Genomic DNA, 24,438 nt, shown 5'->3' on the forward strand with positions numbered 1-24,438 from the left:
CGTCGTGGGACATTCTTTCCGGCCCGTCGGCCGAGTTCACCAACGCAGATTCTCCCTGTTTCTTTTCTCGTGCCTGCTGTGGGCAGGCCTTTCGATTCCGTCCACCCAGGCCGCTGACGAGAGTTCCTCGTCCGATCTGGCCTCGCAGGTCTGGCAGTATCTCACGACTCAGGATGCCGAGCAGCAGCGTACCCTGCTCGCGTCGATCGTACAGCGGCCGGACGCCACGGTGCAGACCGTGCAGGACCTGTTGCGGAACGGTCCGCCTCACGGGTTGCAGCCTGTGGGACTCCTGCCGGATGAGCAGATCGTCGTTCGCGAACGTCCGTATCGGTTGAGCCTGTCTATCCCCCAGAGTTATGAACCGACCAAAGACTATGCCCTGATCGTCTGTCTCCATGGGGCGGGATTCACCGGCGAGGCCTACTTGGATCGATGGAAGTCCCGCTTAGGCGAGGCGTACATCCTTGCCTGTCCGACCTATCCGGCCGGCGCCTGGTTCACCCGGCGCGCGGAAGATCTCGTGTTGGCCACCGTGCAGGCCGTGCAACAGCGGTATCGCATCGATCCGAACCGCATCTTCCTCAGCGGCATGTCGAACGGCGGGATCGGCGCCTGGTTGATCGGCATGCATCATGCGCCCCTGTTTGCCGGACTGGCGCCGATGGCCAGCGGGATCGATGACGTGCTGTTTCCGTTTCTGGAAAACCTCCGCACGACGCCGACCTACATCATTCATGGATCGCAGGATCAGGTGATGCCGGTGGAGCTGAGCCGGAGGCTGGCGGGAGAACTCAAGAACCTGGGGTACCCCTATATCTATCGCGAACATGATCGCACCCATGCGATGGCGGGGGGCCACTTTTTCCCCCGTGAAGAACTTCCGGATCTCGTGAAGTGGTTCGACAATCAGCGGCGGACAGCCGTCCCAAAAGCGTTGACGGTGGTGCGTGACGCCAGCCATTTGCTGCCGTTCGGCTGGGTGCGGATCGATGCCACGGACCAGATCGCATCCTTTTCAGAGGACTTAGTCGATAAGCGGGACGACAGTATCCGGCAGCGCACCTACGCCAGGCTGATCGCACAGGTGTCCGGGCCGAATCGGATTGAGGTCAAGACCGATCGTGTCCGGCAATACACGTTGTTCCTGAACGAAGACCTCGTCGATCTCTCGAAGCCGGTCGTCGTCACCACCGATGGGCAGGTCTCCTTCGAGGGCATCATCACGCCACAGGTTGACACGCTGCTGCGGCAGGCGCGGCTCAGACAGGACCCCGGGCAGCTCTATCCCGCTCATCTCACGCTCTCAGTGCCGCAACGGCCTTCATGAGCAGGTTCAGGCCGGTCGCCCGACGAGCCGGCCTGCTCGGGGTCGTGCTCACAGTCGGGCTGGCGGCCCTTGTGTCCGTCGGGCGAACTGAATCGGACCGCTGCTCCCTTCCTGTACACCATGCCGGTGTGGTCTTTCCGCTGGACCAAGTTGAGGTCGCCTGGGCTTGCCGAATTGAGCCGATCGTCACGCATTACACCACCGCCAATAAAGTCGGGCCGCAGCGTACGCCTTTGCCGCAACCGGTCTTTCTCTATCTCCTGGATCATCCGGTGATGGCCGCCATGCTGGTCAACCGCCTCGATCTCGGGTTGTATAAGGCCGAGCAGCGGGAGCCGGGGGAATTCTGGGCTACCGACGGGGAAGGCACGGAAGGGATCGTCCATCCCCTGTTTCGGGACACTGCGACGCGGATCTATTACGTGGAAGGAAGCCATGACGGACGGTTTCTGCCGCGGGTGAGCGGCAAGGCGGTGGTTCTGTTGAGGCTGCACCCTGTGACCGACAACCGCGGGATCGAATCGATCGACAGTACGATGGTCACTTACCTGCGACTCGACAATCGCTTCTTGTCGGGGATGCTGTCGTTGCTCCGTCCGCTGATCGGGAATGTGGTGAATCGTCAGCTCCTGAAAGCCTTCGATGCCGCCCGTCGGCTGGGGGGCGCGATGCGGGAGCATTCGGAGAAAGTGTTATTCGAAGCGACGGATCCGCCTGGATTACCGGACGAGGAAGTGGTCTTCTTGAAAGCCGCCCTTGCGAGTCTGCACAATCCTGTCGAATCGCCTCGCCCGATACCCTGATGAGACATCCATGACGACCTCGCGCAGTTTTTTCTACCTCTGTACCCTCGGTGTGTTCTGCTTCATCAGTTACAACCTCGTCCGCATGCCGGTCTTGTCCCTCTTCGCGGAATCGTTGGGGGCCGGCCCTGAGCGGATCGGCTTGATCGTGTCGGTGTCGACCATCACCGGGGTGTTGCTGAAACTACCCTCGGGCGCCCTCTCCGATATCTATGGAAGGAAGATGCTGCTGCGTATCGGCGTGGTGGCGTTCGGACTGCCGCCGTTCATCTACCCCTTCATCTCGGATCTCAACGCGCTGACGGCGCTGCGGTTTGTGCATGGCCTAGCCACCGCCATTTTCGCGCCGAGTGCCCTGGCCACCGTGGCCGATCTGTATAAGGAACGGCGCGGCGCGGCGCTGGGAACCTATACGGCTTGCACCCAATCCGGTTCCCTCCTCGGCCCGTTCCTGGGTGGCTGGCTGGCCCATACCGCAGGATTTTCCACGGCCTTCGTGACGGCCGGGGTATTCGGCTGTATTGCGATCCTGATCTTTTTCAGTCTCCATCTGGATGAACCGCCGCCGCGCGTGCGCGAGCGGGGTTTGGCACCGGTCATGGCGGAGATGGGGAAGGGCTTTCTCGCCGTGGCGCGCAACCGGAAGGTGTTGATCACCAGCTCCACGGATGCCGCCAAGATGGTGGCCAACGGCGCTCTCATGGCGTTCCTGCCCCTGTATGGTCTTTCGGTGGGACTTAATGCCGGGCAAGTGGGGCTGTTGTTTAGTGTGCAGGCGGTGACGTCATTTCTGTCCAAGCCGGTCATGGGGCGCATATCAGACCGTGTCGGGCGGCAGCCGCTGATTCTGGCCGGCCTCTTGATATGCGCCGCGACGTTCATCAGCATGCCCCATGTCGGCTCATTCGCCCTGTTGCTGGTGCTGTCGTCAGGATTCGGGTTCGGGGAGGCGGTGGTCTCTTCCTCGTCCGCTGCGTTGGTGGCCGACAGTTCCGAGTTCAAACGGCTGGGGGCGGGGATGGGTATGCAGGGAACGGTGATGGATATCGGCCATGCCAGCGGGCCCCTGCTGGCCGGTCTGCTGATCGCCCATGTGAGCTATCAGGGAGCCTTTGCCGTGATTGCCGGTCTTCAGATCCTGGCGGCCATCGCCTTCTGGGCCACGATGAGAACTCTCTCGCGGTAGTGCTATAATGCTGCCGCTTTTCGCCCGGGGACGGCCACATTTTTCAAAAGGAAGCGGAGAAGGATGGACACGGATTTTATCGAAACGCTGCAGCGCGGGATTGCCGTCGTGGGCGGCATCGGACTACTGGGTTTTTGTCTTTATCTCTTGAAGACTCGCAAGGGAGCGTAAGCCATGTTCAGCGGCATCGTGGAAGAGATGGGCGCGGTCTCCGTACTGAATAAGGGGCTGGCCGGCACGCGTCTGACCATCATCGCCTCGACGATCATGAGCGACCTCACCATCGGCGCCAGCGTGAGCGTCAATGGGACCTGCCTGACGGCGGTCGCCAGAACCGACCATGACTTCTCGGTCGATGTCTCGCCTGAAACCCTCGGGGTGACGACGCTCGGTGGTCTCACTTCCGGTTCGCCCGTGAATCTAGAGCGTGCCATGAAGTTGAACGAGCGCATCGGCGGGCACATGGTGTCAGGACATGTGGATGGCATCGGTGCCATCCGGAGCCGGCATCAGGACGGGAACGCGCTGATTCTGGAGATTGAGGCGCCGAAGGAGATTCTGCGCCTCTGTGTTCAGAAGGGATCGATCACGGTCGATGGCATCAGTCTCACCATCAACGACGTGACCGAACGGTCGTTCGTCGTTTCGATCATTCCTCACACCGCAAAAGTCACCACACTCGGACTGAAACAGGTGGGTGACAAGCTCAACCTGGAATCAGACCTGATCGGGAAATACGTCGAGCGCCTGCTCCAGGAGCGCGGCATCCTCCCTCCCAAACCAACGCCGGTGATCGATACGGATTATCTAAAACGGCGGGGATTGATCTAGAGCAATCGAGGTCAATCAGGCCGTAGCCGGCCCCCTTACCTCACCAGAAACGCTTTTGAATCTTCACCGGACGCGGTCGTGACGGTCATCATGGCCATGCCCCTGCGTCTGCCGGTCGGTACGGTCGCGGTGATCTGGGTATCGTTGACGAATGTGAATGCAGCGGGATACCCGGGACCGAAAGAGAGTGAGCGCAGGCACTCGGCGGGACCGAATCCTCTGCCCGAGATCGTGACTTTCTCGCCTGCTTTCGCTTCATCCGGCGTGACCGATTGGATCTTCGGTGCTTCTCCGAAGCAGGCTTGCGCCTTGGCTGCCGTTTCGGCTGAAGCATACTTGGGTGCCGGGCCTTTGGCTGTGCCGGCCGGCTTCGCCTTCTGACTTCCGCTCTTCGCGGTCGCCTTTTTTTCGGGAGTCTTCTTTGCTGCTGGTGCGGCCTGTTCAGCCGGCTTCTTGGTGTCCTCGGCGGCCGCGGCGGGAATGACTCCTCCCAGCAGCACAAATCCCATCACCGTTGACCACACCACACCCTGCTTCTCGCTCTGTCTTTGCATGACCGGCCTCCATGCACACAATACAAGATGATGCATTGGCTGAAGACGAATCGTCTCAGTCTTCGATCGTCGAAATGTCGCCCACGTCCTGTCCCAGTTCCTTGGCCTTGAGGACCCGCCGCATGATCTTGCCGGACCTGGTCTTCGGCAACGACGGCACGATGTCGATTTCCTGCGGCACCGCGATTTTCCCTAACTCTTTCAGCACATGGTCCTTGAGCGACTGCACCAACTCTTTCGAGTCCTGATAGCCCTGTTTCAGGATGACGAAGGCCTTGATCGCTTCGCCGGCGGTGCGATGCGGTTTGCCGATGACCGCCGCTTCGGCCACGGCCTCGTGGCTGACCAGGGCGCTTTCGACTTCCGCTGTGCCGATGCGGTTGCCGGCGACTTTGATTACATCGTCTGCGCGACCCATGAACCACATATACCCGTCGTTGTCTTTCCGGCAGACGTCGCCCGCCGTATAACAGTTGGGGATGGTGTTCCAGTAGACCTTGTAGCGATCAGGATCTTTGTAGATCGTCCGCATCATGGACGGCCAGGGCTTCTTGATGACGGCAAAGCCGCCGGCATTGTTCGGCAGGCTGTTCCCTTCCTTGTCCACCACGTCGGCCTCGATGCCGAGAAACGGCCTGGTAGCCGAGCCCGGCTTAAGCGGCACGGACGGCAGGGGCGTGACCAGGATGGAACCGGTTTCGGTCTGCCACCAGGTATCCATGATGGGCTTGTCGCTGCCGGTGACGCGGTAAAACCATTCCCAGGCTTCCGGGTTGATGGGTTCGCCGACGCTGCCGAGGATGCGCAAGGTGGAGAGGTCGTACTTCTTCGGCCAGTCCTCGCCGTACTTCATCAGGAGCCGGACCGCCGTCGGCGTGGTGTAGAAAACCGAGACGCCGTAGCGGGCGATGAGATCCCACCAGCGGCCGGGGGTCGGATAGTCGGGTTTGCCTTCGGCCATGAGGATCGTCGCGCCGTTCAGCAGCGGGCCATAGACGATGTAACTGTGGCCGGTGACCCAGCCCGGGTCGGCCACGCAGAAGTAGACGTCTTCTTCCTTGAGATCGAACACATATTTGGTCGTGATGTAGGTGCCGACCATATAGCCGCCATGCACATGCACGACGCCTTTGGGTTTACCGGTCGTGCCGGAGGTGTAGAGAATGTAGAGCGGAGCTTCCGCATCGAGCGGTTCTGCCTGGCAGGCGGCGCTCTGTGCTTGCAGCCACTCGACCCAATCGATTTCTTTGGGAGCCGCGAGGGCGACGCCTGGAGATTCGCGTCGGACGACCACCACCTTTTCGACGGACGGGCAGGTGCGCACGGCATCGTCGACGACGCCCTTGAGGTTGATGGTTTTCCCGCGATCGTACCCGACATCCGCCGTGATGACGACGCGCGCTTCGGCGTCCTGAATGCGGCTGGCGAGGGCCGGGGCGCTGAAGCCGGAATAGACCACGCTGTGGATCACACCGATACGCGCGCAGGCCAGCATGGCGACGACCTGCTCCGGGATTTTCGGGAGATAGATGGTGACGCGATCGCCCTTTTGCAGGCCAAGCGCCTTGAGGGCATTGGCGCAGCGATTGACCTGGCGCAACAGTTCTCCATAGGTGAAGATGCGTTCCTCGCCGTTTTCACCGACCCAGATGATGGCGACTTTGTTACGCCGCCACGTGTTTGCGTGTCGATCCAGGCAGTTATAAGCGATATTGCAGGTTGCGCCGACGAACCATTTGGCCCAGGGGTAGTTCCAATCGAGCACCTTGCTCCACGGCGAAAACCAATCCAGTTCCTTGGCCACACCGCCCCAGAACGCTTCCGGATCGGCGATAGAGGCTTTGTAGGCCTGGTCATAGTCCTGAATATGAGCGGCCGCCTTGGTCTTGGCGGTCGGCTGAATGACACGTCCTTCTTTCAGTAGGGTATCGATCTTCTCGTCCATCGGTGCCATGCCTCCACAAAGCGCGGGCCTGTCCGGCGCGCGGGTCAATCATCACCGGCATTATGCGGACGGGGGAAAAGAACTGCAACCCTCAGCGCCGCTGTGAGACGGTTGCAGATGCAGGCGAAGACCGCATGGCGCAAGGCCGGAGCACTCCGCCTTTCTTGACAGTCAGGAGGAGACGAAGGTACGCTGAACGTGTTGCACCTCACTGGATTAACCCCTTCATGAGCTTGTCAATATCCCCCTGTCTTCGCCGGATGTTCGTATGCCTGGTGGCCATGTGCGCCGCTGGAACGGTCGGAATGCTCTCCATTGCCCACGCGCAGGTCGGAAAGCCGGAAGGCCTCTATTACAAGTCCTGGGCGGTCGTGGTCGGGGTCGAAAACTACCTCGTGGCGCCGAAGGTGCCCGGCGCGTTGGAGGGTGCGCATGCGGTGGCGACGGTGCTGCGGGGGCTCGGGTTCGATGAAGTGATCGAGCTGCAGGATAAAGAGGCCAGTTCCAAGCATCTGCTCCAGATCCTCAACGATTATTTACCTCGCAAGGTCGGGCGGCAGGATCGCGTGCTGTTCTTTTTTGCCGGGCATGCCGGGATCACGCAGGATTCTCAATCCAAAGAAGTGGGCTATCTGGTTCCCTGGGATGCGCAGTTGAACAATCCCGCCAAAGCCATCACGTTTGATCAGCTCAAGGAATTCAGCCGGCGGTCCGCTTCCAAACACATGTTGATGTTGTTCGACGCGAACATCCGGGGATGGGAAGTGACCGCGCCGCAGCCGCTTTCACTCGAAGGCCGCTTGTCGCCGGAAGATGAGACGGAGAAGCGAGCCGTTCAGGTCCTGACGGCGGCCGAGAAAGAGGAGGCGATCGGACGGGCTGCGGGTCAGAGTGCGTTCGTCGCAGCGCTGGTTGCCGGTTTGAAGGGGGCTGCCGATCTCAACAAGAACGGCTGGCTCATGGCCAGTGAACTGGCAGCGCAGGTGAAGCAGGACGTGGAGACTGCGACCAAAGGGGCCCAGCACCCGCAGTTCGTGCAGTTGGAGGGCGACGGGGACGTGGTCCTGATTGAAGGGCGAAAAGGCGCCTTCCAGGCCGGGAAGGAACCGACGAGTGAGGCGGACCGGATGAGGGAGGCCCGCATTCAGTATGAACAGGCCTTTGCATTATTGCAGCAGCAAAAGTCGGCCGAAGAAGCGTTGGAACGGCTCAACCGCGCGATCGGCTACGATCCGTCCTTCGGCGATGCCTACGTGTTGAAGAGTTACATCCGTTTGGAAGTGCTGCCGAATCTTGAGGAGTCCCTGCTTGCCGCCCGCGCGGCGGTGCAACATGCGCCGCAGAATCCCGATTCCCACTACTCCCTGGCGCTGGCCCTCGAAAAGAAGGGACAGTACCAGGAAGCCGAGCAGGCCATGCAGCAGGCATTAGTAGTGAACCCGGCCTACGGGGATGTCTATTTCTCGCTCGGCGAGCTCTACGCCGACCATTTGAACGAACCGCAAAAGTCCGTCGACGCGTTCCGTCGATATCTGGAGTTGGGGGGACAAAGTGAACGCGCGATCCGCGCCGTCCAAGGCAGTGCTCCTCCAGCTGAGAAACATGGGCCTTAGCAGGCTGTTGAGAAAGCCCGCCAGCGGCGTTCTCGCTTCGTTCAGGCCCTCAACGTACCACAAGGGTACGCCTCGGGCTTTCACTCGCTGCGGCCTTGCTGGACGTGCTTTCTGACCAGCCTGCAGGCATCCAGGTCCGATTTGGTGTCCTGCGAAACGATTAGTTTTGCTGGGGGGCGTACGGTTTTTCGATGCACCGCTAGTCTTTTCCTCCGCCTTTCAGATACCCCAACCCAATCTTCAACGCCCGGCGAGTGATTTCCGGCCAGCGGACCTGGGGATATTCCGCCAACACGGCGGCGGCCTTGGGATCCTGGATATCGAGTTGAACCACTTTAATGATGCCGTCTTCAATCTGCACGTCAGCCATGTGTCTGTCTCCTCCGTAAAACCTGTGTCTAGGAGTCTGTCCGAGTAATGCCGTTCTGCTGCGACGAATGATCTGCCGGCATCTGCCTCGTTCTCGGCCCGTAAAAATCCTCAACGTATTCAGCGAATACGCTTCCGGTTTTTTCGAGCCTGCGGCCTCGCATCCGCCGGCAACTCCTTCGTCTCGCTACGAAGGATTACTCGCACAGGCTCCTAGGGTAGATGAATCGGCCCTGTGGTCAACCGAAACAGTCGTTGCGCGTTGACAGTGTTAGGGGTGCATGTTAGCATAAAATCTGCTTTTTTCGCCCAACTGTGTCGGGTGACAGTGAGCCACACACATCTCTCTCCCATCAGTTTGCCACACACCACGAAGCCGTCAGCGTTCATCTGTGTTACACCAAGGAGGAATCGTATGCGCAGAGTAGAGGGGGCTTTTTCCAAGTTCACCGGCAGTGCGTTGGCGCTCGTACTCCTCATCGGGCTGACTGCCTGCGGGGGTCCTCCGAACTGGGTCAAGAAGGGCTCCGGCGCGTTCAACGAAAAGAGCGATAAGTCTTTTTATGGTGTCGGGTCGGTGGTGGGCGTGCGGAACGAGCCCTTAGCCTGGGACACGGCTGAGAACCGCAGCCGCGCTGAAATCGCGAAAACCTTCGAAACCTACACGGCCTATCTCATGCGTGACTATGCGGCCTCAACGACCGCCGGCGACTTTTCCCGCAACAGTGAAGAACAGAACATCGAACGGGCAGTGAAGACCTTCTCAGCAGTCACTCTGAACGGTGTGAAGCCGATGGATCGGTACAAAGATGAGAAGTCCGGCACTTACTACGTCCTCACCAAGCTGAGCCTCGAAGACATGAAGAACAATCTGGAGCAGGCGAAGGAGTTGAACGGCCAGGTCCGCGACTTTGTGCGAAAGAATGCCGACCGGTTGTTCGATCGTCTGGAGAAGGAAGAAGACAAGCGGGCGACGAAGTAAGCGGACGTGCCGGTGCGCGCTGACCAGGAGGAGAGAGCATGATCGAGTGGCGGGATCGTTCAGTGGGCCGGACCTTTGTGACCGCAGCGCTGGTGGCTGTGGCCGCGGTGGCGAGCGGATGTGGGCATGAAACGAAAGTGACGCGCGTCGATACCGGCATCGTCACGGACCTCAGCGGGCGCTGGAACGACACCGATTCACAAATGGTGGCTGAAGCCATGGTGCGAGAAGCCCTGGGCAATCCCTGGCTCGGCAATTTCACCAAGGGCAAGAATCGCCAGCCGGTCGTCATCGTCGGAACCGTCCTCAACAAGAGCCATGAACACATCAACGTGCAGACCTTCATCAGCGACCTGGAGCGGGAACTGACGAACTCGCAAAAAGTGACCTTCGTCGCCGGCAAGGGCGAGCGGGAAGAGGTGCGTGAGGAGCGGCGCGAGCAGGCCGTGCACGCCCGTGAAGACACGCAGAAAGCACCCGGCAAAGAAATCGGCGCGGACTACATGATGCGCGGGAGCATCTCCACGATTCTGGATGAGCAGGACGGGGCCAAAGCGGTCTTCTATCAGATCGACCTGGAAATGGTGGATATGGAGAACAACGTGAAGGCCTGGTTCGGGCAGAAAAAAATCAAGAAAGTCGTCGAGAAGAAACGAACGATTTTTTAGCCTGACGTATTCTGTTGAGACGCCACTCCCCATCGACCACGGCCTCCCTTCCGGGAGGCCGTTTCATTTCTCTCCCGTGGATGCGCGTGGTCTTCCTGGGTCTGTTATTCACCCTGTCCGGGTGCGGGTTCTCCGCCAATCACTATCTCCTCATCGATCAGAGTTTGCTGGCGAACGATCCCCGGCGGGCGGACGCCATCATGGCGCAGGCCGAATCCGAATATGGCTCGCGGAATCGGTTGCTGTACGACATGGATCGCGGGATGACGCTGCATCTGGCCGGGGACTATGTGCAGAGTAACAACCTGCTGGAACAGGCCTCGCTCGAAGTGGAGCGACTGTATACCAGGACCATCCGCACGGAAACCGCCGCCTTCCTGACCAACGACACCATGCTGCCTTATGAAGGCGACCCATATGAGCACGTGATGATCAACGTCATCAAGGCGCTCAATTATGCGGCGATGGGGCAGTTGATGGAGGCCGTCGTTGAGGCGCGGCAGATCGACCATCGCTTGAACGTGTTGTCGGACAGCGCCAAAGAAAAAGACGGGTATAGAGAGGATGCGTTTGCCCGGTACCTGACCGGTGTGTTGTACGAGGCGACGGGCGATCTCAACAATGCGTTCATCGCCTATCGAAAAGCCTACGAAATTTATGAATCCACGCGGGGGTGGGCCAGGACGCCCATGCCGCCGATGCTTCGCGCAGATCTGCTTCGCACCACCGATGCCCTGCACATGACGGCGGAGTTCGAGGAGTATCGTCGGCAGTTTCCCGACACAGGATGGGCATCGCTGCAGGGGCAACCCGATCTCGCTCAGGTGGTGGTGATCGGCTATAATGGCCGCGCGCCGCGCAAGGAAGAGGCCCATCTCGATATTCCGATCAGCCTGAGCGCGCTGCAACTGGTCCTGCTGAATCGGGGCGTGATTCACGCGTCCAATCGTCAGGAGCGTCGCGTGGCGGACAGTGTCTTGTATGGCCTGAACGGGCGTGTCGTGCGGGTGGCCCTGCCCCGGTTGGTGCCACAAAAAACGCAGGTCTCCCACGAATCGATCACGCTGGTGCCGCGAAGCGGAGAGCCGATCACCGGACAATCGCAGCTGATGTATAACGGCACGGCGCTAGCAGAAAAATCCCTGTCGGATCGCATGCCCGGAATCACCACGAAAGCCCTTGCGCGCGCGGCTGTGAAATTTACCGCAGCCGAAGCGGCGACCCGTGGATCCCAACATGCCGTGAACAAGGGAGATGCGGCGTGGGTCGGGCTTTTGGTGGGGCTGCTCACGCATGGTCTGGCGGTGGCGTCCGAAGTCGCCGATACGCGGAGTTGGCGGACTCTGCCGGATGAAATTCAGATTTCCCGCCTGTGGGTCCCGGCCGGCGAATACGAGAGTCGCATTCAACCGGTGCTTCGACAGGGCGGGGCTCCCCAGGCCGGAGTGTCTCGCCCGCTGGTCCTTCGCGCCGGGCAGACCGTCTTTCTGATCGAACGGGTGGTGTTATGACACCGGGCACGGGTCGAGGGCGAGGAATCGTTCTTTCCGCACTCCTGCTGGTGCTGGTCGGCTGCGGATGGTTCGGCGGGACGGCCCGTCCGTCGTGGATCGAGGGAGGAAGCCCTCAGTTTCCATCGGCTCAGTATCTCGTCGGGGTGGGTCAGGCCGATTCGCGCCCGCAAGCCACGGAGCAGGCCTACGCTGCCGTCTCCAGAATTTTTAAAGCCGAGATCACGGCGCAGGCGAAAGACTGGGAATCGTACCTGGTGGTGGAGTCCCGCGGGCAGACGAGCACGGAGCGTCGCCTCACCTTGGACAACGTGACCCGTGTGACGACCGACAAGGTGCTGGAAAATGTGCAGGTCCTGGATACCTGGTTTGACCAAAAGACGCGACAGTACTATGCTCTGGCAGGCATGAACCGGGCGCAAGCCGAATCGGCGATGGTGGAGCGCCTCAATGAACTCGATCGCACGATTCAGACCGAAGTGACCGAAGCGCATCAGACCCAGGACAAGCTCTCACGCGTGCGTAATCTCAAACGGGCCGCCAAGAATCTGGTGCTTCGCGAGGCCTATAACACCGATCTTCGCGTGGTGCGCTCCAACGGTCAGGGCAATGCATCGCCCTATCGCGTGGCGGAATTGACCGCCGAATTGGAACAGTTTCTTGCCGGGAATCTCCTCATGGCCGTCGATCTGTCTGGCGATCAAGCCGAGCCGCTTGAGCGAGCGCTTGTAGACGGACTCGCACAGGAAGGCTTCACGGTGGTCGGGCGCGGCGCCGGTGCCGCGCCTGCGGAATTGCTCATTACCGGGTCGGTGCGTCTCTGGCCGATCGAGGTGAACGATCCTCATTTTCGGTACGTGCGCTGGTGCGCGGAGTCCGTGATCGAAGAAGCCGTGACCCATCGCGTGGTCGGGGCCCTGTCGAAAGGCGGGAAGGAAGGGCATGTCACGGAGCGCGAGGCGGCCGCCAAAGCGGTCCGTGTGATGCAGCAGGAGTTTGCGTCCGATCTGGCCCGGTCCGTGGCCGCGCATGTGTATGGAGAGAGAGATCTGCCGGCGTCGGCCGCGACGCCGTCCGGTTGTCCGAAAGAGGCGGTGCAGCCGCCGGTCAGTCGTTAACGCGGTGAGTCAACCACAGGAGAGAGGAGCAGGGATGCGTAAAATAGGGACCCGGAAAGCGGGCGAGCAGGGCAACGGCGGGCGCCGGTTGTCCAGTCAGGCGATGAAGAAACGGTTGCGCGAACGGCTGACGGCAGACACGCAACAGGTGCTGAAGAGCGACATCGTGAGTATTTTCCGCAAACAGGGCTACTACGAGGAATTGCCGTTGGATGAGTTGCAGGATCGCCTCTCCAAGCTCCAGTCGCCGTTGGCCGACAGTCTCTTGAAGGGGAGGGTCTAGGATGCCGTATTACTATTTCGATTCCACGGCGTTGGTGAAGCGGTACAGCATGGAGCGCGGAACGCGGGTGGTGAACAAGCTCATGGTGAAACGGGGTAAGGTCGCCATTCTGCCCATGTGGAGCGTCACGGATTTTTACTCGGCCCTCTCCGTTCGCGCGCAGCAGGGTGAAATCACCAGGGACGACTGCTATTCGGTGCTGTACAAGTTCGAGATGGAAGCCTCGCAAGGGCTCTTCCAGTTCATTTCCCCGACGATGGACACCTATCTGGCTGCGAAAGAGTTGATTCTGGACTATCCGGCCCTGCGCTCGGCGCAGCTGCAACACCTGGCCCTGGCGTTGGAACTCAAGCCGCTCCGGCTGACAGTCGTGAGCGCGGATAAACAGCTTCTGGCGGCCTGCCGTCCGGCGGGGTTGCATATCATCAATCCCGAAGACGACTAGCAGGAGCAGGATGCGGAAACAGTCCGCCAGCCGCGTTCTCGCTTCGTTCAGGCCCTCAACGTACCGCAAGGGTACGCCTCGGGGCCCTCACTCGCTGCGGCCTTGCTGGACGGCCTGTTTGCGCATCCTGCAGACGATCCGCCCGTCAACGTGGCTAGTGAGTTAATCCCGACCGCTTGCGGGTAAAACAAGTTCTTCCGCAGCCTTTCAGGGCGTGATGGCTAGGCAGGTTGCTAATGAGTAGCCTTTTTCAACGGATGGCTGGCCCGGATTATTCATGAATGCCGCCGCGAGGCGTTTGAGACCGAAGCCCGCCGGGGCTTCTCGCACGTGAGGCCGCCGCAGGCGTACTTGCAGTCCGTCGAGGAGGCCGAACGAGAATAGCCCCGCCGGGCTAGAGGATCGGACGCCGGAGCAGGTATTCATGAATAGTCCGGGCTAGGTGGGGCAGCGAAATTCCCCCTGCATCGAATCCAACACAATCGACCAGTCTTCCATACTCTGCTGCGCCGCCTTCCGTCTGGGGGAGGCTGTCTGCTTTTCTTCCACCCCACCCGGCTGGCTGAGAGTTTCCTGCGCGTGGCGCAGTTCGAGTTGTGCCAGTTGAAGACTGCCGCAGACGCCGGCTGAGGCGGGCAGTTCCCCGCCGGCTCGCCGAAACAGGGCAATCGCCCGATACCCATGTTCCTGCGACCGGTAGAGCTGCTCCGTGGCTTTGAAGGTTTGTCGCAGGGCCAGTTCGGTCTGCCGCTTGGAGAGTTGCGCCGCCATCAATGCCGCGCGGCCCATGCTCATCGCCGCGGTCTCCGCATCGTCATTGCCCATGGCATCTTCCGCCTTCGCCCTGAGGCGGTCGAGTTCCGCCTCTTCTCCCATGACCTGAGCCTGGCCGTTGACCGCGATGCAGACGACGAGCGCCGCCGTCAGGATTCGGCACGCCACGAGAGTCCGCCGCATGGCCGACCGGCCGAAGCAGAGGAGGAAGGCGGAGCCTGTTATTGCACGTGTTCCCAGGTGTCGATCTGTTTGATGCTCCAATTGACGGCTTCCTTCAACTTGACGAGGTTAGGATCGGCATCGTTTTCGTGCACGCGATAGAGCGATTTCTGGAGCGTGAACAGCGGCTCATAGGCCCGCATGTCCGGTAGCTTCCCGAGCGCCCAGGCGACCTCGGTTTTCACGGCGACATCCTCGGTGTTCAACGTTTCGAGCAGCGGATCCACGATCGTGAAATCTCCGTGCAACGCGCCGACGATACCCAGGGCCTTCGCCGCCGGCGCGCGTAAATCCGTGGGACCGGATTTCATCGTCTTGATGAGCACCGGGATCGTGTCTTTCTGGCCGATATTGCCCAGCGCCAGGGCCGAGGCTTTGGCGATATTGCGGTCGGCTCCATTGAGTCCGTCAAGGAGGCGAGGGATCGCCTTCACGGAGAACAGGTCGCCGAACAGGGCCACCAACTTCACCTTGCGCGCGACCGGAGTCTTGGGATCGTCGTAGAGGCGGAACAGGCGCGCTTCCTGTCCCCATTCAGCGGTGATGAGCGCGGGGAAATCGTATTCTTCCAGGCGCGCTTGTAACTTGGCCATCGCGTAGGCCGTGGGATCGCCCGCTTTGGCGACTGTGGCCGCGGCTTGAGCATCGTCGAAATCCGTCCGGACCTCTTTGCGCCAGGCCATTTTTTTTCCGTTAAGGAGATAGCCGAGCTGGCAGGCCGGCCCCTTCCAGATTCGTGACGGGGCATCGGGAAGGTCGGCGTCGCTGCCCATCGTCGTGCTGCCCTCCCAAGTTTTTCGCTGCTCGCATTTGATCTTCAGTTCCACATCGTGCGGTTGGGCCGGGTCGGTCACGGTCGTGTAGTCGAATTCTTTCATGCGGGTGACGACCACGTCGACCAGGGGTTTGGCGTCGAGGCTGCCCTTGTCCGAGAGGGCAATCACATCGACCAGCACGCGATCGATTCGTTCCAGTTGGCTTTTTTGTTCGGCGGTTAAGGCGTCGCGGCGGGCCCAACTCTGGTCCCCCAGGAGCACTAGAGCCCCCAGGATGATGAGCGAAAGGATGCATCTCATGTCTGCTCCATTTTGATGAAAAGACGATGATCACGAACCCTGCCGTCACTCTATACAACCACTTCCGGCTGTTGCAAGTTGCGCCTGTCGGGGAGCCGTCCGTATAATCGCGCCATGTTGACGGGGACACGAATCGTGTTCATCGGCGGCGGCAATATGGCCGAGGCGCTGCTGGCTGGACTCCTGCGCAAGGGCGTGGCTGCCGTTGAGCACCTCACCGTCAGCGATCCCGATGGACATCGCCGGGAACTGCTGGCGGAGCGATTCGGGGTCGCCGTCCATGCCGACAACCGGACGGCGGCGCAAGGCGCGGATCTGGTTGTGTTCTGTGTCGAACCGCAGGTGCTCGACGCCGTCCTGGATGAAGTGGCTTCAAGTCTCCAGTCCCGGCCCCTCGCGATGTCCGTTGCAGCCGGGTATCCCATCTCCCGCCTGCAGGCTCATCTCAAGACGGCCACCAGGGTGGTCCGTGCCATGCCGAACACGCCCTCGACCATCGGAGAAGGGGTGACGGCGGTGAGCCTCGCGCCGGGGTTGTCGTCAGAAGATCAGGACCGGACGCGATGCCTCTTCGAATCGGTCGGCAAGGTGGTTGTAGTGGACGAGCGGTTGATGGATGCCGTGACCGGATTGAGCGGAAGCGGACCGGCCTACGTCTTCACCATGATCGAAGCGCTGGCCGACGGCGGCGTGTTGATGGGATTGCCAAGGGCCACCGCGCAAGTGCTGGCGGCGCAGACAGTAGCCGGCGCGGCGCGTATGGTGCTGGAGCAGGGGACACATCCGGCCGTGTTGAAAGATCGCGTGGCTTCGCCGGGCGGCACCACGATAGCGGGGCTGTCTCGACTTGAGCAGGGGCGGCTGCGCGCGACCTTGATGTCGGCCGTGACAGCCGCGGCGCAGAGATCGCAGGAACTGGGACAAGAAGAGAACCATCACCTCTAACAAGGAGTGCGTCTCGTGCAATATTGGGTGAAAGTCGTGTTTGCCGACAATCAGGAATTACTGGTGAAGGATGCGATTCGTCACACGATCAGCGAAGACATGGAGGTGCTGGAAGTCGATTCGGCCAAGGAAGTGATCATCGTGCCCATGAAACAGATTAAGTACATCGCCTGCGATGCGACGGTGTTCGCGCAGAAAGCGAAAGCGTAAATTTCTACGGGTCAGTTGCTCACGGCTGGAAATGCGAGAAGCGGGGGCGAGGTTGCAGGCTTCGCCTCTTTTTTGTGGGTTCATCGGCGATACGATGGAATGCAGGGGGAATTCCCACGCGGCTCGGCTGAGTCACCTCGGTGGGAAATGATAGTGACACACTCTGCTTCGAAGCACCCTGTTAGGTCCCCCGCACCGACCTCATCGGTCGCGCATGTGATTCTTCGTCGGTTCCCAGGGCCTCATGGCAAATACGGGAGTCCGTCGATGCCTTGACCTGTTCCAGAATGCCCTGCGAGACCAGGAGTTGTTTCAGCTGGTCCGGGGTGGGGAGGCTGTCCAACACGACGGCGGCGCAAACGGCGAGAGTGCGTTCCACCTGGTTGTTCACAATAATCTTGAACTTCGTGTCAGCCAACGGATCTCTTCGGGGGACCACCGCCTCCACGATATAGGGGGCAGGATATCCGGCAGCCAGAAATTCCCTGATGACTTGCACCTTCCTCTGAGCGTAATCGTCTGTCATCGTTGCTCGTCCTTCTGTTTCCTCGCCAATGCTTCTTTTGTCGGCGCTTTGTGATGCAACCTGTGCCGGAATCCTACGCCAATCGACTGGAAGGCGGCAAGATGCTCATCGGCCATGATTGGCGAGGTAGAAGTATCGCTGCCACCTCCCGAGACGCAGAGGGACGTTCTTTGTGCAGGCTCGCCGGGTCATCTCTTGCTCGCTACGCCCGGTCTCCGACGGGATCCCACTCATGATCGCGTTCGACCGCGCCGATCAAGCGTTCGAAAATATCGGGAATGGCGCCGGTCACCCGGCTCCAATTTGAGATCATCGGCACGCCGAGCGGATCGTCCAGGAACGCTTCCGTGGCGATCTTCATGCCCTTGAGAAAGACTTCGACGGCCATCCGTTCTGCGTGGCGGTCAAACTGCAGACTGTTGATGGCGGCATCATTCTGATAGCGAGTGATGGCTTCCTGAGCTGCTTGCAGGTAGGTCGCCCGCAAGGTCTTGAGCACGGCTTCCGATAACACGACTCCTTCGCTCGCGAGGTTCCGGAACAACGACTTCGTGATGTCCACGCACATCTTCTGAAGGCCCTGTTCGGCGTTATCCGCCGACAATCCTTGATGCTTGTGTTCATAGGCGTCGGCGATATCGGCCTGGCAAATCCGCCTGAGCGCGCAGTTGCGATAGATCTCGGAGAGGACACCGACTTCCAACCCCCAGTCTCCGGGCACGCGGTTAATCCATGCCAGGTCCCGCACCATGGCAAATTCTCCCGCCAGCGGATACCGAAAGCTGTCGAGAAAGGTCAGCAAGGGATGTGCGCCGGCGATTTGTTGGAGGCTTCGAATCAGCGGGGTGAAATAGAGTCGTGTAACCCGGCCATGGAGGCGATCCGTGACCCGGCTGTAATAGCCTTTGCAGAACTCGTAGCCGAGGTTGGTGTTGACGATCGGATAACAGAGTCTCGCCAGATATTCCCGGTTGTAACTGAGAATGTCGCAGTCGTGGAGTGCGATGACGTTGCTTTGTCCACGGGCCAACACATAGCCGAAGGCCATCCAACAGCCCCGGCCCTTGCCTTGCAGCCCGGTGTCGATTTCCGCGTGGGCCAGCAGCTTGAGGATGTCCTGAATGCCCGTGCCATCGTTCCAGACGATCCGGACCCGCTGCGGCAGCACCGAGAAGAATTGTTTGGCCAGCCGGAACTCCAGAGCCGAGGCGCGATCCAGGGAGATGACGATTTCGTTGACGTACCGGATGTCTTTCAGCACCTGCACAATGTGCTTCAGCGCGGGCTTCTCAAGTTCCGAATACAGCGAAGGCAGGACGAGGGCGATCGGGTTGCTCGCCGCGTGTCGTTCCAGTTCCTTTTCGAGTTGTTCCAGATTGGAGGCGCCCAGACGGTGCAAGACCGTCACGAGCCCGTTCTGATGAAAATCCGACATGTGCCCTCCTGTGTCGGGTGTGGCGCGGATGATAGAAAGCAAATGACCAGTGCGGCAGGGAGGCGCCCTCCACGCGGGAGACGGACACCCACCGTGCCGGGTGGTCGAATGTGCTGAGGGGAGATCGCGACTACTGAGCCGGAGGCATCGCCTTGCTGGTCACAACCGACTTCACGATCTTGGCTCGCTTCACAGACTCAAGGAAGCGGTCCGGAGGTTCCGGATGCGGCAAGTTGACTTCAACGGAATACCAGCCCGACTTCATCGGTCCCTTTTTGATGCCGTTCAGTTCCTGGACCAGATCCTCGATGCTCTTCTCGGTCGTGCCGTCTTGAAACGCGACCCAGAACATGAAGGCCTGACGGTCTGCCTCCCGGATGCCATCCGCGACCGGGGTCGCCAGGGGCGCTTCCTTCGGCAGGTCTCCCTTGGCTACGACGGTGGGTTTAGGCGCCGCGTTGGCTTTGGCGACTTCGAGCGAGGTGAGCGCCAGCCGGGCATGTAACTCCCGATTGCGGCTTTCCAAGAGCGCGACCTGTTTGATCAGAGTTTCATTGACCGTCTTGATCGACTTCAGATCCTGCCGCACGAGGTCGCGGTCGGCTTCCACGGCATTCACCGCGACGCGCAGGCCGGTTTCGACTTCCTGGGCGACATCGGTTTTGACCGTTTTGAGGTCTTCCTGTACCGAGACGACTTGTGTGTTGAGCTTCTGCTGCGCATGGGCGACGGTATCGAGGAGGGCATTCAGCTGGGCGATCCGGTCCTGTTCCGACCGGGACACGGCGACGGCTGCGGCCTGTGCTTCAACCAGTTGTGCCAGTTGCTGGTGCACGCGATCGATCTGCTCTTGCGTGGATTGTCTGGCGGCCAGCTCTTCTTCAAGTTGATGCGCCCGGTCTTCGGCGTTGATCCAGTTCGGGACCCGTTCAGCCAATAGCGCCACGACTCCCACGGCCAGCACGATTTGCGCGAAGGCTGTCGTCATGGTCCAGACGGGAGTTCTGGTTGCGGCGGGCGAGGATGTTGCTGAGGCGAGTCCGATCGACGACGCCAGGTTCGACCACCAGCCGGGGGCGGCTGCGTACTGGAGCTTGAGCGATCCGCCGTCGAAATGGTTCTGGACCTGAATGGCGACGCTGCCCTTGCCGATTGGGACGCACACACTTTTCTGGCCGGCTTCGGGAGCGACGCACCCTCCGACCAGCACACCGGACTCGTTCCGGATCTCGATGTGTTGAATACTCCGCTCGCGGGCCGTGTAGGCGAAGGACGGATCGGTGTGGGCACAATTCAGCGTCCCGACGCGTTCGTGGTTGACCAGTACCTGCAGGAATTCAGGACGTTCTTCACCCGCGCGCCGCGGCTGATCGTCCAGGGCGTCAAGCAGATGTGCGCGATAGTCGTTGAGCTCTGGTGTTTCCATGGTGCCGTCCCCCCCGATCCCCTCCAAAGAGAGCCAAGACGCCTCCCTTTTTCAGCGGATGTATATGGAGATTGACCTGCGGCTTCAACCCGCTGCTGACTTCGGCTTGCCGGCGATCTGCGACTTCCAGGAAGCAATCGCGGCAAAAGGCCAAATGCCAGACGCGGTAGTCGTGGCCGTAGTCATCGTGAAATAGTTGACCCCACTTCTGTTCAGACAAGCAGGGGTAGTGCTCCGGTTCGCTCTTTCGATAGTGTGACTGCAAGACCGGCATCAGCCGGTCCACTTCATGGTTCAGGTGGTCTGGTCTGGTGCGTAATTCCTGCTCCAGCACCTCGATTTCCGATCCACTCAACCCGGTTTCGTTCATCGTGCGTTGCCACCCCGTTTGGCGCCACCGCTCGAAGTTCTTATAGACACGCTGGCTTTCGGCCTGTCCGAACCCTAACAATTTCACCACATGGGCCTGACTGAACCCATAGAAGTGATAGAACAGGGCGATCAGGGCGTCGCGGCTGACCACAGCGCGAGAGGCCAGCCCATCGAGAAACCGTCCCACCGGCGTCAGGAGCTCCTTGTGATAGCAGAGCGGGTCCGGCTGACTGAACGATTTGGCGATCAGGCTGTCCAGGAGGAAGAAGGGGCGGCAGGGCACTTCGGTGCGACCGAAGACCACAAACCGTTCCACCAGCTCATACCCCCAGCGAAGCGCCAGCTTCTCATGCGTGATGTCATCGCCCCATTGATTGGTTTCACGGAGAAAGCGCTTGGTTTGACCCGTGGCGCGATCCAACAATTCCGGCAGCGACTTGGCGACCAACTCGTCGAACTCTCGTTCCGTGGTGACGACATTGTTCAGTCGTGCAGAGAAGATCTGACCGTCTCGCATGGTCTTTCCATCCGGCAACTTCGTCGACATAGTGGCGAATTCCCCGTCAAATGACAATTCGACAAGTACGCCTCTAGAAGACCATATTTGTCTACGGAGGGTCAATGGGTAGGACGGCCGCAACTCCGCACTGTATCAGCGTGAAACAGGTGTCTGGATGTGGGGTGCGAGGCCCTCCCGTCAGAGGGCCTGCGGAGCAACAGGATCGTGATACGCGCTGGGGTTAGGGGCGGTCCGTCGAGAGCCGCTTTGCCAGTCGCCGCGCCAGCCGCATCATGGCCGGCGAGCGGTCGGCCGGATCGAGCAATACATTGATGACATAGGGCTGGCTGGGATCCGCGAGTGCCTTGGCCAGGGTCTGCACGAATTCTCCGTGGGTGGCCACCAGGGAGCCCTGACCGCCGCCGATCAGTTCGCAGATCCGTTCATAGCGCCATTCGTGAATGTCATTGAAGGGGCCTTCCAGAATTTCGCGCTCGGTCGAATAGCCGTGGTTGTTCAGGACGATCACGACCGGTGCTTGTTTGTAGCGCACGGCAGTCGAGAGCTCCGATCCGGTCATTTGAAACGCGCCGTCTCCCACCAGCACGATCGGCCGCAACGACGGGTCGGCGAAACCTGCGCCGATGGCGGCCGGAACCGCGAATCCCATCGACGTGTAGTAGGCGGGGGAGAGAAATTCGAAGCGTCGGTGCACGTGGAGATCGACGGAAGCGAAGAGGGATTCACCCACGTCGGCAATGACGAGGGTTTTCTCATGGAGCACGGTATCGAGGTGACGAAACACTCCCTGCAGACTGACGGACGCCTGCGCCGGCGGCATGGGATCTTCGGGCTTGTATGGCGCCGGTAATTGCGGGGTTGGAAACGAAGGCAGTGAGGCCGCGGCCAGTCCCTTCACGAAATCCTCGAACAGAATCGAGTCATACCGGTGATGCTTAATGGCGACACGATCGGCCGTGGCGTGGATGGTATGGCCGTCGGAAAAGAGGGCGCTGTGCGCATCCAGGTCTTCCACGTCGGATAGGATGGAGCCCAGGATGAGCAGGCAATCGGTCTGATTGACGAATTCCTTCACTTCATCGCGTGCGACGAGTCCGCTGTAGACGCCGACATACAGCGGATGGTCTTCGCGGATGATGGACTTGCCGAGGAGCGTCGAGGCGATCGGCACATTCAGGCGCTCGACCAGGCTCGTCAATTCGTCATGGAGTCCGAAGCGGCCCACCTCGGCGCCCGCTAGAATCACCGGACGCTTGGCCGACTCCAACATGCTGCGGACCTCATTCAGCGCTTCGCTCAGCGCTGCCCGATCGGTCGGTTCGCCCTGGGTCTGAGGCTTATGAGACGTCTGGGCCAACGGCACGTGCACCATGTCGCGCGGAATTTCGAGATAGATCGGGCGGCGATACCGCAACAGGGCCGCGAAGGCGCGATCCATCTCACGTTCGGCGGTGACGGGGTCTTCCAGGCTCACGGCCGCCACGGTCATTTTTTCGAACACTTCCCGCTGCGTCGAAAACTCGCGCACCATGTGGTGCAGGTAGGGGTTACGGGCGCGCTCCGACAATCCGGGTGAACCGGTCAACAGCACGACGGGAGACCGCTCCGCGTAGGCGCAGGCGATGGCGTTGACGGTATTGAGTCCGCCGACACAGTAGGTGACGCAGAGAGCGCCGATGCCGTTGATGCGCGCATAGGCGTCGGCCGCAAACCCCGCGCAGTCTTCCCGCGTGGTGGCCACGTGCTGGATAGGCGAAGATTCCATCAATTTATAAAGGCCGAGGACATAGTCGCCGGGGATGCCGAACATGTGCCGGACTCCGAGCCGGTGGAGCCGGTCCAGGACTGCTGTTCCGATCGTCTGTGTGGTCATGGTGCCTCGGCTGTCGAGTGAGAGGTCGTGAATCTGCGTATGGTCCGCCCGTCTTCCTGCAGCAAACCATAGGTGGTAGCGAAGGTCAAGCACAGGAGCGATCGTCACATCGGCATGCTGCCCGCCCACTGTCCGGTTGCTTCGCGGGATGATTTCAGGCACCCTCGTGAGCCATTTCATCACCGTCGAATCAAACCGCTTATACGGGACGTAACCATTACCATGACACAGCTTGTGACCGGTTCTACTGCGAAAGTCCGACTGACCGCCGAACGTGAAGGGCCGCGTTACTACGGGCACCTGTGGGTGTTCGACAGCAATGTGGCCGACGTGCTGGGTACACCGGCTGCCGGGGATCTCGTCGATGTGTACACCCATCAAAACCGGTTTTTCGGCCGCGGCCTCTTCAACCCCCATTCCAAGATCCGCATCCGCATGATCACGTTTCAGGAGGAGCCGATCGACGACGAGTTTTTTGCCGCGCGCCTCCGTGCTGCAGCGGCCCTTCGCCGGACGGTCGCGCCCCATGCCACGGCCTGCCGCCTCGTGCACGGCGAGAGCGATCTGTTGCCGGGCCTGGTCGTGGACCGGTTTGCGGATGTGGCAGTGATGCAGACACTGGGGTATGGCATGGATCTGCGGAAGGAACTGTTGGGCGAGTTGCTGGTGCAGGAAGCGGGGGTCAAGACGGTGTATCTCCGCAATGATGCCAAGAGCCGGACGCTGGAAGGACTGCCGTTGTCGAAAGGGTATCTGCGCGGTGAGGGGGCCACGACGGTGAACATTCACGAGGGGAAGGCTCAGTTTACGGTGGATTTTGCGGAGGGGCAGAAGACCGGCTGGTTCTGCGATCAACGCGAAAACCGGATCGCCGCCGCTCTCTTCGCAAAAGGGAAAACGGTGTTGGAAGCCTTTTGTCACACCGGTGGGTTCGGCATACAGGCTGCGCTGGCCGGAGCGCAGTCGGTGGAGGGGTTGGATGTGAGCGCGGCGGCCGTAGCGTTGGCACAGGCGCATGCGGAGCAGAACCAGGTGGCGGCTCGTTGTCGCTATCGCCAGGCCGATGCGTTTGAGGAACTTCGGCTGTTGGAACGCAACGGCCAACGGTACGACCTGGTCATTCTCGACCCGCCGGCCTTTGCCCGTAGCAAGAAGGCGGTGCCGCATGCCATCGCCGGGTACAAGGAAGTGAATTTGCGCGGCCTTCGTCTGCTTCAGCCGGGGGGCGTGCTGGTGACCTGTTCTTGCTCGCAGCCGATCACGGACGAGGACTTCTGGAAGATGCTGCAGGCGGCCGCTCGGGATGCCCGCCGGCAGATCAGGCTCCTTGAACAACGTGGACAGGGTCCGGACCATCCGGTGCTCGCCGGCATGCCGGAAACGCGCTATCTCAAATGCTACCTCGTGCAGGTGTTCTGAGG

Annotated in this window: 24 protein-coding genes; 14 read left to right on the plus strand and 10 right to left on the minus strand. The window is 60.5% G+C overall.

Translation table 11 applies throughout. From position 1 onward, the window contains the following. Positions 1-4 precede the first annotated feature (4 nt). The 4 genes from H8K11_06665 to H8K11_06680 all read left to right on the plus strand — a co-directional run bounded on the left by H8K11_06665 (position 5) and on the right by H8K11_06680 (position 4,150). Positions 5-1,330, plus strand: a complete 1,326-nt coding sequence (locus H8K11_06665) for a hypothetical protein (protein ID MCS6263426.1) — start codon at positions 5-7, stop codon at positions 1,328-1,330. Then, positions 1,327-2,133, plus strand: a complete 807-nt coding sequence (locus H8K11_06670; GenBank protein ID MCS6263427.1) for a hypothetical protein — start codon at positions 1,327-1,329, stop codon at positions 2,131-2,133. The genes H8K11_06665 and H8K11_06670 overlap by 4 nt, the downstream gene beginning before the upstream one ends. A gap of 10 nt (positions 2,134-2,143) precedes the next feature. Continuing rightward, positions 2,144-3,319, plus strand: coding sequence for an MFS transporter (locus tag H8K11_06675; protein MCS6263428.1), 1,176 nt, complete (start codon positions 2,144-2,146; stop codon positions 3,317-3,319). A 174-nt stretch (positions 3,320-3,493) separates the two neighbouring features. Continuing rightward, the gene (locus H8K11_06680) at positions 3,494-4,150 is read left to right on the plus strand and encodes a riboflavin synthase (protein ID MCS6263429.1); all 657 of its coding nucleotides are present in this window, start codon (positions 3,494-3,496) and stop codon (positions 4,148-4,150) included. A 35-nt stretch (positions 4,151-4,185) separates the two neighbouring features. Here H8K11_06680 and H8K11_06685 read toward each other — a convergent pair whose 3' ends face one another. Together H8K11_06685 and acs are read right to left on the minus strand one after the other, a co-directional pair. Then, a complete protein-coding gene (locus H8K11_06685; GenBank protein MCS6263430.1) occupies positions 4,186-4,704 on the minus strand; it encodes an IPT/TIG domain-containing protein in 519 nt (172 codons plus the stop codon). Between the two features lie 55 nt (positions 4,705-4,759). Beyond that, entirely contained in the window at positions 4,760-6,649 is a 1,890-nt protein-coding gene (gene acs, locus H8K11_06690; protein ID MCS6263431.1) for an acetate--CoA ligase, read from the minus strand. Between the two features lie 227 nt (positions 6,650-6,876). On the opposite strand from acs, the gene H8K11_06695 reads away from it, so the two are divergent. Next, complete coding sequence (locus H8K11_06695) at positions 6,877-8,262, plus strand: tetratricopeptide repeat protein (protein ID MCS6263432.1); 1,386 nt, start codon at positions 6,877-6,879, stop codon at positions 8,260-8,262. Between the two features lie 199 nt (positions 8,263-8,461). On the opposite strand, the gene H8K11_06700 is transcribed toward H8K11_06695, so the two are convergent. Further along, a complete protein-coding gene (locus H8K11_06700) occupies positions 8,462-8,632 on the minus strand; it encodes a hypothetical protein (protein ID MCS6263433.1) in 171 nt (56 codons plus the stop codon). Between the two features lie 414 nt (positions 8,633-9,046). Between H8K11_06700 and H8K11_06705 the strand changes: the two genes are divergently transcribed. The 6 genes from H8K11_06705 (at position 9,047) to H8K11_06730 (ending at position 13,638) form a co-directional block, all read left to right on the plus strand. Continuing rightward, positions 9,047-9,613, plus strand: coding sequence for a hypothetical protein (locus tag H8K11_06705; GenBank protein MCS6263434.1), 567 nt, complete (start codon positions 9,047-9,049; stop codon positions 9,611-9,613). Between the two features lie 38 nt (positions 9,614-9,651). After that, positions 9,652-10,281: a penicillin-binding protein activator LpoB gene (locus H8K11_06710; protein MCS6263435.1), complete on the plus strand. Its 630-nt coding sequence runs from the start codon at positions 9,652-9,654 to the stop codon at positions 10,279-10,281. A gap of 86 nt (positions 10,282-10,367) precedes the next feature. Beyond that, on the plus strand, positions 10,368-11,792 hold the full coding sequence (locus H8K11_06715; protein ID MCS6263436.1) for a hypothetical protein: 1,425 nt from the start codon (positions 10,368-10,370) through the stop codon (positions 11,790-11,792). Next, entirely contained in the window at positions 11,789-12,910 is a 1,122-nt protein-coding gene (locus H8K11_06720; protein MCS6263437.1) for an LPP20 family lipoprotein, read from the plus strand. The genes H8K11_06715 and H8K11_06720 overlap by 4 nt, the downstream gene beginning before the upstream one ends. A gap of 34 nt (positions 12,911-12,944) precedes the next feature. After that, a complete protein-coding gene (locus H8K11_06725; protein MCS6263438.1) occupies positions 12,945-13,193 on the plus strand; it encodes a hypothetical protein in 249 nt (82 codons plus the stop codon). Between the two features lies 1 nt (position 13,194). Further along, positions 13,195-13,638 carry a type II toxin-antitoxin system VapC family toxin gene (locus H8K11_06730; protein ID MCS6263439.1) on the plus strand — a complete coding sequence of 148 codons (444 nt, stop codon included), beginning with the start codon at positions 13,195-13,197 and terminating at the stop codon, positions 13,636-13,638. A 438-nt stretch (positions 13,639-14,076) separates the two neighbouring features. Here the strand turns inward: H8K11_06730 and H8K11_06735 are convergent, their stop codons facing one another. Beyond that, positions 14,077-14,580, minus strand: a complete 504-nt coding sequence (locus H8K11_06735) for a hypothetical protein (GenBank protein MCS6263440.1) — start codon at positions 14,578-14,580, stop codon at positions 14,077-14,079. A gap of 53 nt (positions 14,581-14,633) precedes the next feature. Next, positions 14,634-15,710: a HEAT repeat domain-containing protein gene (locus H8K11_06740; protein ID MCS6263441.1), complete on the minus strand. Its 1,077-nt coding sequence runs from the start codon at positions 15,708-15,710 to the stop codon at positions 14,634-14,636. 114 nt (positions 15,711-15,824) lie between these two features. Here H8K11_06740 and proC point away from each other — a divergent pair, with 114 nt between their 5' ends. Beyond that, complete coding sequence (proC, locus tag H8K11_06745) at positions 15,825-16,655, plus strand: pyrroline-5-carboxylate reductase (protein ID MCS6263442.1); 831 nt, start codon at positions 15,825-15,827, stop codon at positions 16,653-16,655. A gap of 6 nt (positions 16,656-16,661) precedes the next feature. Beyond that, positions 16,662-16,865 carry a hypothetical protein gene (locus H8K11_06750; protein MCS6263443.1) on the plus strand — a complete coding sequence of 68 codons (204 nt, stop codon included), beginning with the start codon at positions 16,662-16,664 and terminating at the stop codon, positions 16,863-16,865. Between the two features lie 181 nt (positions 16,866-17,046). On the opposite strand, the gene H8K11_06755 is transcribed toward H8K11_06750, so the two are convergent. From H8K11_06755 to H8K11_06775, 5 genes are all read right to left on the minus strand, one after another. After that, a complete protein-coding gene (locus H8K11_06755; protein ID MCS6263444.1) occupies positions 17,047-17,391 on the minus strand; it encodes a hypothetical protein in 345 nt (114 codons plus the stop codon). 202 nt (positions 17,392-17,593) lie between these two features. Continuing rightward, on the minus strand, positions 17,594-18,826 hold the full coding sequence (locus H8K11_06760; GenBank protein MCS6263445.1) for a glycosyl transferase: 1,233 nt from the start codon (positions 18,824-18,826) through the stop codon (positions 17,594-17,596). A 130-nt stretch (positions 18,827-18,956) separates the two neighbouring features. Then, positions 18,957-20,252, minus strand: a complete 1,296-nt coding sequence (locus H8K11_06765) for a hypothetical protein (GenBank protein ID MCS6263446.1) — start codon at positions 20,250-20,252, stop codon at positions 18,957-18,959. Further along, complete coding sequence (locus H8K11_06770) at positions 20,209-21,171, minus strand: hypothetical protein (GenBank protein ID MCS6263447.1); 963 nt, start codon at positions 21,169-21,171, stop codon at positions 20,209-20,211. The genes H8K11_06765 and H8K11_06770 overlap by 44 nt, the downstream gene beginning before the upstream one ends. A gap of 193 nt (positions 21,172-21,364) precedes the next feature. Next, entirely contained in the window at positions 21,365-23,017 is a 1,653-nt protein-coding gene (locus H8K11_06775; GenBank protein MCS6263448.1) for an alpha-keto acid decarboxylase family protein, read from the minus strand. 222 nt (positions 23,018-23,239) lie between these two features. Here H8K11_06775 and H8K11_06780 point away from each other — a divergent pair, with 222 nt between their 5' ends. Beyond that, the gene (locus tag H8K11_06780; protein ID MCS6263449.1) at positions 23,240-24,436 is read left to right on the plus strand and encodes a class I SAM-dependent rRNA methyltransferase; all 1,197 of its coding nucleotides are present in this window, start codon (positions 23,240-23,242) and stop codon (positions 24,434-24,436) included. The last annotated feature ends 2 nt before the right edge of the window (positions 24,437-24,438 follow it).

This window comes from Nitrospira sp. (assembly GCA_024998565.1).
Lineage (GTDB): Bacteria > Nitrospirota > Nitrospiria > Nitrospirales > Nitrospiraceae > Nitrospira_A.

Excerpts from the sequence above, each read along its gene's own strand:
- H8K11_06705 (MCS6263434.1), top strand. The coding sequence starts at position 9,047 with ATGCGCAGAGTAGAGGGGGCTTTTTCCAAGTTCACCGGCAGTGCGTTG.
- acs (MCS6263431.1), bottom strand. The coding sequence starts at position 6,649 with ATGGACGAGAAGATCGATACCCTACTGAAAGAAGGACGTGTCATTCAG.
- H8K11_06725 (MCS6263438.1), top strand. The coding sequence starts at position 12,945 with ATGCGTAAAATAGGGACCCGGAAAGCGGGCGAGCAGGGCAACGGCGGG.
- proC (MCS6263442.1), top strand. The coding sequence starts at position 15,825 with ATGTTGACGGGGACACGAATCGTGTTCATCGGCGGCGGCAATATGGCC.
- H8K11_06765 (MCS6263446.1), bottom strand. The coding sequence starts at position 20,252 with ATGGAAACACCAGAGCTCAACGACTATCGCGCACATCTGCTTGACGCC.
- H8K11_06695 (MCS6263432.1), top strand. The coding sequence starts at position 6,877 with ATGAGCTTGTCAATATCCCCCTGTCTTCGCCGGATGTTCGTATGCCTG.
- H8K11_06775 (MCS6263448.1), bottom strand. The coding sequence starts at position 23,017 with ATGACCACACAGACGATCGGAACAGCAGTCCTGGACCGGCTCCACCGG.
- H8K11_06780 (MCS6263449.1), top strand. The coding sequence starts at position 23,240 with ATGACACAGCTTGTGACCGGTTCTACTGCGAAAGTCCGACTGACCGCC.
- H8K11_06770 (MCS6263447.1), bottom strand. The coding sequence starts at position 21,171 with ATGTCGACGAAGTTGCCGGATGGAAAGACCATGCGAGACGGTCAGATC.
- H8K11_06720 (MCS6263437.1), top strand. The coding sequence starts at position 11,789 with ATGACACCGGGCACGGGTCGAGGGCGAGGAATCGTTCTTTCCGCACTC.
- H8K11_06675 (MCS6263428.1), top strand. The coding sequence starts at position 2,144 with ATGACGACCTCGCGCAGTTTTTTCTACCTCTGTACCCTCGGTGTGTTC.
- H8K11_06685 (MCS6263430.1), bottom strand. The coding sequence starts at position 4,704 with ATGCAAAGACAGAGCGAGAAGCAGGGTGTGGTGTGGTCAACGGTGATG.
- H8K11_06680 (MCS6263429.1), top strand. The coding sequence starts at position 3,494 with ATGTTCAGCGGCATCGTGGAAGAGATGGGCGCGGTCTCCGTACTGAAT.
- H8K11_06740 (MCS6263441.1), bottom strand. The coding sequence starts at position 15,710 with ATGAGATGCATCCTTTCGCTCATCATCCTGGGGGCTCTAGTGCTCCTG.
- H8K11_06760 (MCS6263445.1), bottom strand. The coding sequence starts at position 18,826 with ATGTCGGATTTTCATCAGAACGGGCTCGTGACGGTCTTGCACCGTCTG.
- H8K11_06730 (MCS6263439.1), top strand. The coding sequence starts at position 13,195 with ATGCCGTATTACTATTTCGATTCCACGGCGTTGGTGAAGCGGTACAGC.
- H8K11_06710 (MCS6263435.1), top strand. The coding sequence starts at position 9,652 with ATGATCGAGTGGCGGGATCGTTCAGTGGGCCGGACCTTTGTGACCGCA.
- H8K11_06755 (MCS6263444.1), bottom strand. The coding sequence starts at position 17,391 with ATGACAGACGATTACGCTCAGAGGAAGGTGCAAGTCATCAGGGAATTT.
- H8K11_06670 (MCS6263427.1), top strand. The coding sequence starts at position 1,327 with ATGAGCAGGTTCAGGCCGGTCGCCCGACGAGCCGGCCTGCTCGGGGTC.
- H8K11_06700 (MCS6263433.1), bottom strand. The coding sequence starts at position 8,632 with ATGGCTGACGTGCAGATTGAAGACGGCATCATTAAAGTGGTTCAACTC.